The organism is Vibrio sp. 99K-1, from assembly GCF_013114585.1.
In the GTDB taxonomy this organism is placed as follows: domain Bacteria; phylum Pseudomonadota; class Gammaproteobacteria; order Enterobacterales; family Vibrionaceae; genus Vibrio; species Vibrio chagasii_B.
On record NZ_VTXF01000002.1, the window covers coordinates 212,638 to 225,788 of the forward strand.

12 protein-coding genes are annotated in these 13,151 nt (G+C 44.3%); 8 read left to right on the forward strand and 4 right to left on the reverse strand.

Annotated elements, in window-relative coordinates; all coding sequences use genetic code 11:
• Positions 1-52: 52 nt before the first annotated feature.
• Positions 53-1,945, reverse strand: a complete 1,893-nt coding sequence (locus tag F0228_RS02865; RefSeq protein ID WP_105058689.1) for a PTS mannitol transporter subunit IICBA — start codon at positions 1,943-1,945, stop codon at positions 53-55.
• A 577-nt stretch (positions 1,946-2,522) separates the two neighbouring features.
• Here F0228_RS02865 and F0228_RS02870 point away from each other — a divergent pair.
• From F0228_RS02870 to norW, 4 genes are all read left to right on the forward strand, one after another.
• Complete coding sequence (locus F0228_RS02870; RefSeq protein ID WP_171761869.1) at positions 2,523-3,389, forward strand: glycerol kinase; 867 nt, start codon at positions 2,523-2,525, stop codon at positions 3,387-3,389.
• A 291-nt stretch (positions 3,390-3,680) separates the two neighbouring features.
• Positions 3,681-4,337: an NAD(P)H-dependent oxidoreductase gene (locus tag F0228_RS02875; protein ID WP_171761870.1), complete on the forward strand. Its 657-nt coding sequence runs from the start codon at positions 3,681-3,683 to the stop codon at positions 4,335-4,337.
• Positions 4,338-4,602: 265 nt separating this feature from the next.
• Entirely contained in the window at positions 4,603-6,102 is a 1,500-nt protein-coding gene (gene norV / locus F0228_RS02880) for an anaerobic nitric oxide reductase flavorubredoxin (RefSeq protein ID WP_171761871.1), read from the forward strand.
• A gap of 1 nt (position 6,103) precedes the next feature.
• Positions 6,104-7,273, forward strand: coding sequence for an NADH:flavorubredoxin reductase NorW (gene norW, locus F0228_RS02885; RefSeq protein ID WP_171761872.1), 1,170 nt, complete (start codon positions 6,104-6,106; stop codon positions 7,271-7,273).
• Positions 7,274-7,386: 113 nt separating this feature from the next.
• Here norW and gltS read toward each other — a convergent pair whose 3' ends face one another.
• Both gltS and F0228_RS02895 read right to left on the reverse strand, forming a co-directional pair.
• Entirely contained in the window at positions 7,387-8,613 is a 1,227-nt protein-coding gene (gene gltS / locus F0228_RS02890) for a sodium/glutamate symporter (RefSeq protein ID WP_061032903.1), read from the reverse strand.
• 315 nt (positions 8,614-8,928) lie between these two features.
• Positions 8,929-9,285, reverse strand: coding sequence for a YibL family ribosome-associated protein (locus F0228_RS02895; RefSeq protein WP_061032902.1), 357 nt, complete (start codon positions 9,283-9,285; stop codon positions 8,929-8,931).
• Between the two features lie 187 nt (positions 9,286-9,472).
• On the opposite strand from F0228_RS02895, the gene F0228_RS02900 reads away from it, so the two are divergent.
• The gene (locus F0228_RS02900; RefSeq protein WP_116871075.1) at positions 9,473-10,285 is read left to right on the forward strand and encodes a DUF4344 domain-containing metallopeptidase; all 813 of its coding nucleotides are present in this window, start codon (positions 9,473-9,475) and stop codon (positions 10,283-10,285) included.
• A 106-nt stretch (positions 10,286-10,391) separates the two neighbouring features.
• On the opposite strand, the gene F0228_RS02905 is transcribed toward F0228_RS02900, so the two are convergent.
• Positions 10,392-10,778, reverse strand: a complete 387-nt coding sequence (locus tag F0228_RS02905) for a tautomerase family protein (protein ID WP_004736999.1) — start codon at positions 10,776-10,778, stop codon at positions 10,392-10,394.
• A 287-nt stretch (positions 10,779-11,065) separates the two neighbouring features.
• Between F0228_RS02905 and F0228_RS02910 the strand changes: the two genes are divergently transcribed.
• From F0228_RS02910 to F0228_RS02920, 3 genes are all read left to right on the forward strand, one after another.
• Positions 11,066-11,686: an LON peptidase substrate-binding domain-containing protein gene (locus tag F0228_RS02910; RefSeq protein WP_105058683.1), complete on the forward strand. Its 621-nt coding sequence runs from the start codon at positions 11,066-11,068 to the stop codon at positions 11,684-11,686.
• A gap of 110 nt (positions 11,687-11,796) precedes the next feature.
• Entirely contained in the window at positions 11,797-12,444 is a 648-nt protein-coding gene (locus tag F0228_RS02915) for a sigma-70 family RNA polymerase sigma factor (protein WP_171761873.1), read from the forward strand.
• Positions 12,437-13,117, forward strand: coding sequence for a ChrR family anti-sigma-E factor (locus F0228_RS02920; protein ID WP_061032898.1), 681 nt, complete (start codon positions 12,437-12,439; stop codon positions 13,115-13,117). The genes F0228_RS02915 and F0228_RS02920 overlap by 8 nt, the downstream gene beginning before the upstream one ends.
• Positions 13,118-13,151 lie beyond the last annotated feature (34 nt).

Consider the following 13,151-nt stretch of genomic DNA (forward strand, 5'->3'; position numbering starts at 1 on the left):
GGCCAGTAGGGGGATACCGGCCTCCTTCACTTAGGAGCTTGACTAGAGCTTTTTAGTTTCCGTTGAGAATGCGTAGAACATCAGCAGGGTTTGTTGTGTTCTGTAGGCATTCCACAGCGTCTTCATCATCAAGTGAATTGGTAATAGCCATCAGCACCATGTTGTGCTCATCGCCTTGTGCGGCAATACCGATAACCATCTTCGCGATATCGTCTTCATCTTCACCCCACTGAATACCTTCAGGGTACTGACAGAATACGATGCCGGTTTTTTGTACATATTGTTTCGCTTCGATTGTGCCGTGTGGTACTGCGATAGACTCGCCTAGGTAAGTAGATACAAGCTCTTCACGAGCAAACATGCCATCTACGTATTCTGGTGATACATTGCCAAGCTTCACTAATTGGTCGCCAGCAAACTTGATAGCGTCTTCTTTCTGAGTCGCTTTAAGGCCAAGGAAAATGCTGTCATTAGTCAGTGCAAGCTTGTTGCCTTCTTGAGTTGGTGCTGCTGCAGGAGCCGGAGCTTCTACCTTCGCTTCACCACTTTGAGCATCGACAAGTTCTGCTACTAGGTTGTCGTATACTGCGCCATCTAAGAAGTTGTTCAGAGACATGTGCATTGCACCAGGAATGGTTTTACGTGCACGGTCTGTTAAATCTTTATGCGTAATAACAATTTGTGAATCAGCTGGTAGGTTGTTGATTGCATAGTTAGTTACCGTGATATTTAGGCCCGCTGCATCGACTTTCTTACGAAGTAGACCAGCACCCATTGCACTTGAACCCATACCCGCATCACATGCTACGTATACTGCTTTCACGTCAGCTAGGTTGATGTCTGCACCCGTTGCTGCACCTTTAGAAGACGCTTTCATGTCTTTCATTTGTGCTGATGCTTTCTCTAGTGAATCTTCCTCATCATCTTGCGCTGATGTTTTAAGAAGGATTGACGCTACAACAAACGATACTGCCGTTGCTGCGATAACCGATAGAATCACGCCGATGTAAGAGCCTTTTGGTGTCATCAACAGAATCGCGAAGATAGAACCAGGAGATGCTGGAGAGATTAGGCCAGAGCTGAACATTACGTTAGTGAATACACCAGCCATACCACCTGCGATTACCGCAAGGATTAGACGTGGGTTCATAAGAACGTATGGGAAGTAAATTTCGTGGATACCACCTAGGAAGTGGATAATAGATGCACCCGCAGCAGATTGTTTCGCGCTGCCTTTACCAAATACCATGTAAGCAAGTAGTAGACCTAGACCAGGACCTGGGTTTGCTTCGATTAGGAAGAAGATCGAGCGACCCATCTCTTCAGATTGCTGGATACCTAGTGGAGAGAAGATACCGTGGTTGATTGCGTTATTTAGGAATAGAATTTTCGCCGGTTCAACAAAGATAGATGCTAGAGGTAGTGCACCCGCTTCTACCATTGCGTTTACACCAGCCGCAAGTCCGCCAGACAGAATCTTAACCGCAGGACCAATCACGATGAACGCGATGATCGCACAGATCATGCCGATGATACCCGCAGAGAAGTTGTTCACTAGCATTTCGAAACCACTCTTCACTTTACCGTGAACAGCTTCATCGAATTTCTTGATTGCGATACCACCTAGTGGACCAACAATCATTGCACCCATGAACATAGGGATGTCAGTACCAACGATAACACCCATTGTTGTGATGGCACCTACTACCGCGCCGCGGTCACCACCAACCATCTTACCACCGGTGTAACCAATCAATAATGGCAGCAAGTAAGTGATCATAGGACCAACCATTGATGCTAACGTTTCGTTAGGCCACCAACCTGTTGGGATGAATAGTGCTGTAATGAAACCCCACGCAATGAATGCGCCGATGTTTGGCATTACCATATTGGATAAGAAACGACCAAAGTTTTGAACCTTGATTTTTGCTTCTGGTGATAACATAGGTAGAACCCCGTAGTGTATTGGTTGGTCAAATGACCGAAAGTGTGTGCTCAAAAGTTGATTAAAATGTATCACAACATTTCCAAAATGCACTCCAGCCCAACTTTAGTGACAAGCATCACACACAAAAAACACTTTCGGGTTAATGGTGATGCTTTAGATCACAAAAATGTCATGAATTTAAATTACAAAGCAAAATAAGTGAGAACAATTATCATTAACTCACGATCAAGATCACACTCCATGGTTCGACCGATAAAAATAAATAGTGATATAAATCACATTTAATAAAAGATACATCTTAAAAACTATAAACCATGTATGAAGGAACGCCATTCCTAGTGGGATTTATATGCAACCAGAGGGGTTAAACCTCACTTTCTGTAATTTAATTACAGAAAGTATTGAAGGACTTTCTTGATGCTGTTTTGGAGAACGCTTCCCCCAATTAAACTAAAAACACATGGGCAATCAGAAAAGGAATTACGCGAAGTAGATGTGTTATTCTAATCACTTGTTTTGGTTGAATACCTACCCCACACCATCTAGTTGTCAGGTGACGACTTAAGAGAAGGCTATGTCAGACAAGATCTCCACATCAGCTCTCGCTAAACAAAAAGGCATAGAAGCCAAAGTCCTGTTTAGTGATCTAAAAACGGCCGGCTATATTGTACGTTCACAGGATCGCTGGATACTGACAGAGCGAGGAGAAAGCTTTGGTGGGGAGTATGTACAACACAAAAAGTTTGGTGTCTTTATTGTATGGCCAGAAAAACTGCTTATCGACTTGGACTCCTTCTCTGGAAAAACACTCACCGCGACTCAGCTTGGCAGTGCTTTCAAGCTCAGTGCAAAAAAGATCAATCTCTTGCTCAATGAACTTGGATGGATAACAAGAGAAGAAGACGGTTGGCATGTCACCTCTACAGGTTTAAAAGCGGGCGGGGAACAGAGAGAAGATAAAACCACACAGAACCTATTTGTGGTATGGCACGACTCATTGATTCGCAATAAACGTTTAAAGCAATCTGTTGTCGAGTTCTTGGGACACGATGCAGAAAGCCATTCTACCGATGTGTCGTTTTCTAGCTTTCGCCAAAAGTTCGAGGCCAAGCACAGAACCTTGGATGGGCACTATGTTCGTTCAAAAGGAGAGCTGATCATCGATAACTGGCTTTATATGGCGGGTGTAGTTCATGCATACGAGCGTCCGCTGCCAATATCAAAAGAAGTGATCAGTGATTTTTATCTGCCAAGTGGCAAGGTGTACATTCAATTTTGGGGAACCGACTCTGCACCAATCGCCGAGGAAAAGCGTGAAGCTACGAGAAAAATCTATGCCGAGTATGGTTTTGGCTTAATCGAAATCACACCAGAAGATATTCCAAACCTAGACAGCGTACTTCCACCATTATTGCGTCAATATGGCATAAAGGCGTACTAAGCAACTGATCTTAGCGCGCCATAACACATCAAGATCACACTTAATCACTTATTATGGACATTATTTACCATAGTGATTTGATATGTTCGCTATTTTTCCCAAGTCATTCTTCTATTATCTTACCTCCATCGACTTGAGCTACCGCAGATACTCGATTAATTGGGGCATGTTCGATAACTATTTAGACGTTCAATCTATTGAGATTCGTTTAAATGCGTTATCTGTTTATTGTTGACGTTACCGAACATAACACCCTACGACATTTATTATTAATAGATATTAGGATTCAACATGACTCATCCAATCATTACTGATCTAAACACTCGTTACACAGCTAAAAAATACGATGCAGAAAAACGCATCTCTGCGGAAGACATGGAAGTAATCAAAGAAGCACTTCGTTTGTCAGCTTCTTCTATCAACTCTCAGCCTTGGAAATTCATCATCATTGAGAGCGACGAAGCAAAACAGCGCTTCCACAATACTTTCGAGAACATGTTCCAGTTTAACCAGCCACATGCGAAAGAAGCGTCACACACAATCCTGTTTGCTCACGATCCTAAATACACTAAAGAGAAATTCGCGAAACGCGCAGATACAGAAGTAAGCTCTGGTCACCTACCAGCTGAAATGTACGAGCAATTCTTAGGTGCTTACGCATTCGCAGAAATGAACACTGACGAAACAGGTTTCAACGGTAACTGGACTAAGTCTCAAGTGTACATTGCACTGGGTAACACACTACACACACTTGCTCGTCTTGGTATCGCTTCAACGCCTATGGAAGGCGTAGACGCAGCGATGATCAGCGAAGAATTTTCGGAAGAGCTAGAAGGTCACGTTGTTGACGTAGCCTTGGCTATCGGTTATCACAAAGACGGCGAAGACTACAACCACGGTAAACCAAAAGCGCGTCTAGCTCTTGATGAAGTCGTGACTACGCTTTAAAAACTAACAAATAAATTGCACTGCTTTATTTGGCCAGACTTTCGTCTGGCCTTTTTTATGCGCGCCTTTTAGCGATTAATCTGCATTTGATTAACCACAGTGTTAAATAGACTCTTAAGTTTCATATTGATTACAGGAGCAAAAATGTCATAAAGACACAATATTAAACTCAAAAACCAAACAAGCGCATTAAAAACAACAGCTTAAAAATACGGCACAACTAGTGCAATGATGACCTTAGATATTAAAATAAGGTACTATCATTATGACTATTCACGTTAAATCAAATGTTCACTGGGTTGGCATTCACGACTGGGAAACCGAGTACTTCCACGGTAAGGAATACCACATGAATAAAGGTACCAGTTATAACTCATACCTGATCCGTGAAGAGAAAACGGTGCTTGTAGATACCGTTGATCACCGCTTTACGGAACCATTCCTTGCAAACCTTGAGATGGAAATCGACATCAACGACATCGACTACATCATTTGTCAGCATGCCGAAGAAGACCACTCAGGTGCCCTTGCCGCGCTACTTGCTAAGATCCCTAATACGCCTGTCTACTGTACAGAAGCGGGTGTGAACTCGATTGTCGGCCATCATCACCAGCCAGACTGGAACTTCAGAACGGTAAAAACTGGCGACACACTGGATATCGGTAATGGTAAGCAACTTATCTTTGTTGAGATGAAAATGCTGCACTGGCCAGACTCAATGGCCACCTACCTGACTGGCGATGAAATCCTATTCAGTAATGATGCATTCGGTCAACACTACTGTGATGAGAGCCTATTTAACGACCAGCTAGACCAAGTTGAACTGCACGAACAATGTCTGCGTTACTTCTCGAACATCCTGACGCCGTTTGCACCACTAGTGAAAGCTAAGATCGAAGAAGTATTGAGTTTAGGTGTACCGATCGATGTTATCGCCACTTCTCATGGCTGTATTTGGCGCGACAACGCCACCCAGATCGTAGAGCAATACTACGAATGGTCGAAAGCCTACAAAGAAGACCGAATCACGATTGTGTACGACACCATGTCGAACAACACTCGCATGATGGCCGATGCCATTGCGAAAGGGATTCGTAAAGGCAGCCCAGAAACAGCCATTAAAGTGTTCAACGTTTCAAAGCACGATAAAAACGACATCCTAGCTAATATCTTCCGCTCAAAGGGCGTGCTCGTTGGCTCATCAACCATGAACAACGTAATGATGCCGCAGATCGCAGCCTTGCTTGAAGAGATACACGGATTACGCTTTGCAGAAAAAAGAGCCGCAGCCTTCGGGTCTTCAGGTTGGACAGGTGGCGCAGTAAAACGCATCGATGCGCGCCTACGTGAAGCCAATTTCGAAGTCAGTGCACCACAACACATCCACTGGAAACCAGACACAGATGCCCTTCGTCAGTGCATCGATTACGGCATGACACTGGCTGAGGTTTGGCGCGCCGATGAAACCGAGGTTAGCCAACCTAAGCAAGTGGAGCGCAACGTTCAGCCCATAGAATCAGCACCAACAATCTCCCCAACAGAGCTAAAAGACACAGCAGAACAGAACCTAGAACAAACGCAAGATAAGCCTGTCCACAGTGCAGACTGCACATGCTGGCGTTGCACGGTTTGTGAATGGGTATACGACCCACAATTAGGTGAACCGTACCAAGGTGTTGAACCAGGGACACCTTGGGCAAAAGTACCTGATGACTTCCTTTGCCCTGAGTGCCATTTAGGCAAAGAAGTATTTGTGGAGAAGTAACATGTCGAACATTGTGATTGTGGGTGGCGGTTTCGCTGCCCTACAAACTATAAAGATGGTACGTAAACTCGACCAAGATATCGCGATCACCATGATCACGGCAGATTCGGGGGTTGAGTACAGTAAGCCAAATCTTTCGCATGCGTTTAGTCAGGCGCAAACGCCAGAGACACTCTCAATGCATAACGCTCAACAGTTGGCTGAGCAGTACAACTTGGTTATCAAGACCAAAGCACTGGTCAGAGAAATCGATATTGAGCAACAATGTGTTCATGTCGGCGATGACACCATTCACTATTCGAAGTTGGTATTAGCAACGGGAGCAACACCATTTATTCCACCAGCAAAAGGGCTAAAACACGATGCGACAATTACGCTCAATAGTCTGGAGGAGTTTGAAAAGCACAAAGCGAAGATCGATAATGCTCATCGTGTCACTGTGATTGGTGGCGGCCTAATCGGAGTCGAGCTTGCCTTTGACCTCCAAATCGCAGGAAAAGATGTCACGATCATCGAACCCGCGAGCTATCTATTGAGCAGCTTGGTGCCACCTTTCGTTTCTCTAGAATTGGAGCAAGTGTTAAGAAAAGCAGGTGTGACAGTGGAAACAGACTCTGCCGTTTGTCGAGCGACTTACCTCGAAGAGGATATAAGGTTACAAACCACCTCTTCTCGATTGTTACGAACGGATGCAGTGATTGCAGCTGCAGGGCTGAAACCGAACACGACATTGGCGACACAAGCCGGAGTCACCGTCAACAAGGGGATCGTTGTCGACCAAACCATGAAAACCAGTGCTAACAATGTGTATGCGATTGGTGATTGCGCCGAAATTGAAGGGCGTATCATGGCTTATCTCCAGCCCGCGATCTTGTCTGCTAATGTGTTGGCAAAGCAGCTCATTACGAGTGATGACATGCCCGAGGAAGCTGGCATCAAACTCAAGTTGCCTCATATCATTACAAAGGTGAAGACCCCAAGCTACCCGATTCAGCTTGCAGGCCGAGATCTGCACACAGCTCAAAGCTGGGAGACTCGCTTTGACCCGAAAGGCATTATCGCAAAAGGCTTCAATGTAGATAATCAATTGGTTGGATTTATCGTCACCGGAGAGCACACTAAAGCTGCATTCCCGCTGCTCAAAGAGCTACAGACAAGCTCACCCGCTTAATCTCAATGACATAAGCTCAATAGCTCAAGCTCAATAACATAAGCGGCGTCCTACAAAACGAAAAAAGCCAGTCAATAGACTGGCTTTTTTATGCGTTAAGCGAGGTGTTCACATTAACCGATAAACGAGATGTAACCTTGCAGGATAATCAGGTTAACGATATCAATGAAGAATGCGCCGACGATTGGCACCACCATGAACGCCTGTGGTGATGGACCGAATCGGTTCACCAAAGAGCCCATGTTCATTACCGCTGTAGGTGTTGCGCCTAGGCCGAAACCACAGTGACCGCCCGACATAACAGCTGCATCGTAGTTTGAACCCATCACTTTAAACGTCACAAAGTAAGAGAACAGACCAAGCACCACTGCTTGAACACTCAAGATCACCAAAAATGGGATCGCAAGGTCGAAGATGTTCCACAGTTTCAGGCTCATTAACGCCATCGCTAAGAATAGAGACAATGACACAGTACCCAAAATATCAACGGTTTCGCTGTCGGTTTTATGCAGCTTCGTCACTTCAAAAACGTTCGTGATGAACACACCGATAAACAGAGCATAAACAAAGTCAGGAATCATCAACCAAGAAATTTCAAAGGTTGATACCCACTCTTCAAGATATCTTGCACCCGTAATACAGATAAGAAGAATGAACAAAACTTCAATTACCTTCTTGGCTGTCACTTTATCTTCTTCGTACTCGTTATAAGTCACCAGTTCAGGGAAGCGCTCGTGCGTTTGTGTGCCCGTGCCGTACTCTGATTCAAGATTGTTTTTGTCGATCAGTTTTTGCGCTACAGGGCTACCAATGATACCGCCAATGATCAAACCAAAGGTTGCCGAAGCCATCGCGATTTCTAGTGTATTGGCAATGCCGTAGGTATCAGCAAAGGTTTGCGACCAAGCCGCTCCTGTACCGTGACCACCAGACAGCGTAATAGAACCTGCGATCAAACCCATTAGTGGCTCTAGGCCAAGCGTCGTTGCCAGCGTCACACCCACTCCATTCTGGATAATGATGTAAACGGAAGCGACCGCTAAGAACAAAAAGACCTTTGCGCCGCCTTTTATTAGCTGAGTGTAGTTAGCCGCAAGGCCTACAGTCGCGAAGAACATCAACATGAATGTGTTCTGCAAAGGCAAGGAGAACTCAAGATCAACGCCGTTAAAGTGCAGGGCTGTAATAGCAAAAGCGACAATCAAGCCACCAACAATGGGCTCTGGGATATTGTACTTTTTGAGAATCGGTAGCTTTGCGTTTACAAAATGACCTAGAAACAAAACGCTGATCGCGATTAAGAAAGATTCTAGTGGCCCTATTGAAATTAATTGATTCATATAACCTCTATTGTTTTACGTTCTCATCTTCCCTAATGAGTCTAGTTTTATCTGTAAATATTTGTGTTGCTCTGCCTATATTTGTGCAAATTGGTGAGAAATTGTGGATTAGAAAACCAAACACACTAGCGTGTCAGCTGAATGTCATGTTAGCAACAAGTTAACTTTAGTAGGAGATGAATGGTTTTGTGACCAGAATCAACACCTATCCATTTACCTCACCGCTAATGCGATCGCCGATTTAACCCTTTCTATATGCCTAAAAAAGCAAAAAGGAGCTATTACTAGCTCCTCTTTTATTACCATCGCTGGTAATTAGAATTTTTTCGGGGCATAACCCGTCATAACCTCAATGCGAAGCTCTTTACCAATCTTCGTCATTGGGTGAACAACGACTAATCCTTTTACAGACTTTTTCAGTTTACCCATATCCGCTTGCTCAGCTTTAGTAATTTCGCGGCTAAATGGCATATCAAGCAACGACTTACGTTCTTGATTCACATCGTAGCTTTGTTTGTGCTTAAGCTGGGCAATCTTCTTTGTTAGCTTTTTGATTTCTTCTTCAAATTGACGAACAACAGGACGATCATTACGAGCTTTAGCAGCCGCTAACTTATGGCGACACTTGTCTAAACGGTTGTTAATTTGTTGAAGTTCGTTTTTAGCACTCATAATAATTTCCTAAGATTAAGCAAGCCAATTCGGATTGGGGCGCGGAGTATAGCACAAGGGTTTACCTGAACCGAAATTTATCTGATAAATAGCCTTTGGAATCAAAAACAGCCTAAACTGTCTATCAGCCCATCGATACAAAAATGCCACTAATCCGCCGTTCAGACATCAACCACAAGGAAGCGTAATGACATCACCGAAACAAAGAGTATTGACCTACAGCCTAGTCCTTGGCTCTGTATTTGCCACAAGTTATGCATCCAGCGAAGTCTCTAATGAAAGCATGCTCGACAACAATCTGATTATTGAATATTCAGCGCCTCAAGACGAAGCAGAGAGACAGCTTAAGCAAGAGATTGAACAGAGTGGCGTTAATGACACCATGGTAGACCTATCGAATCAGTTGTTCCTGTTCAAACAGCCTTTGGTCATTCAATACGGTGGCGATGAGGGCCCGCTCTACGACCCGCAAACTCATCATGTACTGATTCCTTACAGCTTCTACGCCGAATCACTCAACTATTTTGAAAAGAACCAATATGAAAAAGAGTATGGGAAATCCGCGCAAACTGGCGCCATCGATACCTTGCTCCATACACTGATTCACGAGGCTGGCCATGCCTATATTGAAGACCAGCAAATTGCCATTCTGGGTAAAGAAGAAGATGCGGTTGATAATTTAGCTACCATCCTACTTATCAACTATGTCGAACACGGTACAGATGCAGCGATAAGCGCAGCTGATATGTTCGCCTTCGAATCAGAAGACCGCCCTGAGTATTACGATTTGGGTGAATACATCGATGAGCACAGCTTCGACCTACAGCGCTACTTCTCAACCTTATGCTTGGTATATGGCAGCGACCCTGAGGCCTACAAAAACTTACTTGATGAAGTAGAAAACGACTACCTGAAAGATAGAAAGGAGTTTTGCGTAGAGCATTTTGATGTCATCAACGCGAATTGGCATCGATATTTAAAAGAGAGCGACGATAATTAACAGCTTCGCTATCACAGTTCAGAGCTTTACCCACTCAACAGCGGCTTCAAACTTTAAAGCCGCTGAATGTTGTTTGGGGAACGCAAAATGAGACGTCAGACAAAACCTAGACGTTCACTTTGTACTTCAGATCTTGTGCTTCATCGCCAGTCATCCCTCGGAAACCCCAACAATGTGAAGGCTGCTCTTTAATGGTGATTTCAATATCGATCGGAGAAATAGAGAGCTGCTTTTCAATCTCAGAAAAGATCTTCTTAATTAAGCGCTTTTTGGTGTTAACAGCGCGTCCTTCCATCATATTAATCTCGATAACGGTATAAGCCTGCGTTCGCCCTTCTGGGTAAAAGAAGTCATCTCGTTCTAATGGCACAAAACGATGCGCACGCTTGTCATCTGGCAACCCCATCTCACTATTTAAGCACTGCTGCAAAACATTTGAGAGCTCTAGCTTAATCGGGTTTAAGCACTCTTTGATACCATAAATAACAATCATGACCAGTCCTTCGATGTGATGTTAAGTAAAGAAGAAAGTTAGAAAGAAGCAGCTATTCACCCTTTCTGCTCGCTCACTATTTATCCATATACTACCTAATGACATCGACTAAAGAAGAGACGAGCGATGAATTTATGAACAAGTGCAACAAAAAACATATCCTTCTATTGCAGCTGGTTTGCCAAACAACTTCGATTAATAAACAACCACCTTCTAACCTAGATTGATCGAACCTCTCAAACAGTCCGTATACCCTCCTAAATCATCTTTGAACTAAGGAGTGCTATGTGCCGAATTCAACTGGGAAGATCACGCGGACAGAAGCCAAACCAGACAAACCCGTAGAGTCTTCTCTAGAGCTTGCTGTGTTCCCCCTACCCATCTTTCTTTTGCCAGGAGGGAGACAAAGGCTAAGAATCTTCGAACAAAAATATCTCACCATGGTGGCGCACGCTGCCAGAGGCGAAGGTTTTATCATCGCGACGCAAGACAACACAAAGTCCGAACATCTTAGTACGTGGGGAACCAAGGTAACGATTGTCGATTTCAATATGTCGGATGATCAGTTGTTGGAGATCGACGTTGAAGGGCAAAACTTGGTGCAGTTGCACTCCTCACATCGCCAAAGCGACGGCCTGATTAAAAGCCAATTCCATGATTTACCCCATTGGCCAGCGCTCGACTATGATGTGCCCAATGTCTTTACTGCATTTCTCGTACAGTTGTTCCGTGACCACGACTCAATCAGAACGCTCTACCCGACCCCAGATTTTGATAGCCCGCAGTGGATTTGTGCGCGGTTGCTCGAGATGATGCCAATCCCGTTAGAAAAGAAATCAGAATTTACAGAACCTGCGAGTTTTCCTTCACTAGTTCCTTTTTTGAATCAAATCATTACGGGGCAGTGAACACTTTTTTTCACTATAATTCTGTATAGTAAAAATTAATTCAAACAAAAGTGATCCCTACTTATGCTGTGCGCGTAGTGCCAATCAAATTCGCATGATGGTTACTGACTATGCAAGTGGAAAGCAGAAGTAAAGGGAAGGGTAAGGAGCATGTCATCATTCCCGACAACAAATTGCCGAGTGAAAACAAGGTACCTACAGAGCTCTCAAGCTGGTTGATTTCAGTGGGAGAAAAACGAGACAAGCAGGCATTCACCTGTTTGTTCAAGTTCTTCGCACCCAAAATCAAACGTTTTGGAATCAGCAAACTTGGTGGCGAAGCCGCTGCTAATGAATTGGTTCAAGACACCATGACCAATGTTTGGAAGAAAGCGCACCTTTACAACGAAGAAAAAGGCGCTGCGACCACTTGGGTCTACACCGTAATGCGAAATGCAGCCTTCGACATGTTACGCAAGGTCAAAGCAAAAGCAGAGCAAACGATAGCCGACGATATTTGGCCGATAGACGCTATGGTAGCGGAATCTCAAAATGAAGATTTGCCGTTTGGTGATCATTTAATGAGTCGCCACGTCATGACGCAAATCGAGAAGCTACCTCTTGCTCAGAAAACCATAGTAAAAGGCGTTTATTTTCAAGAGCTCTCTCAGGAGCAACTCGCCCAACAACTCGGTGTCCCGCTTGGAACCGTGAAATCTCGTCTAAGACTCGCTCTAGCCAAACTTAAGGTTCACATGGGGGAACAAAGCCATGATTAAACATCACCCAAACGAAGCAATATTGAAAGACTTTGTTGATGGCACACTTGCTGACTCTGTGTCCTTAATCGTGTCTAGTCACGTAGAGCTATGCGAGCACTGCCAAGAGCAAGTGAGACAACTGACAGCTGAAGCAGCGACTAACGTATTTGACGAGCAACAAGCCGCTTCAAATGACGTTACGAATAGTTTCTTAGATGACGATATCGACTTTGACTTCGATGCGGTTGAGCAAATTACTGCTGACTTGTCTCAGGCGGTGGAAGTTGAACCCAAAGTAGAACAAGTTACCGTGTCTGACACCACGTTCACTATCCCTCGTGCTTTGAATTCAATCGCAAGAAAAGATTGGATGAATCTTGGCAAGATTTCTCGCGCACGACTCGATTTTGAGGACGATGCTCACCACACAAGTCTTTTGCACATAGACAAAGATGGTCAGGTGCCTTGCCACACTCACAAAGGCTTCGAGATAACACTGTTGTTAGAAGGCAGTTTCGAAGATGAGATGGGTGTCTACAACAAAGGCGATTTCATCTGGTTAGACGGCAACCATACCCACCAACCTGAAACAAAAGAGGGGTGTGTATGTTTGACAGTGTCAAGTGATGCCTTGTACTTCACTAAAGGGGTAAGCCAATTGTTTAACCCGTTAGGTAAGTACATTTACTAGTTTAAAATGATTTACCGAGTAGATCACAAGATGC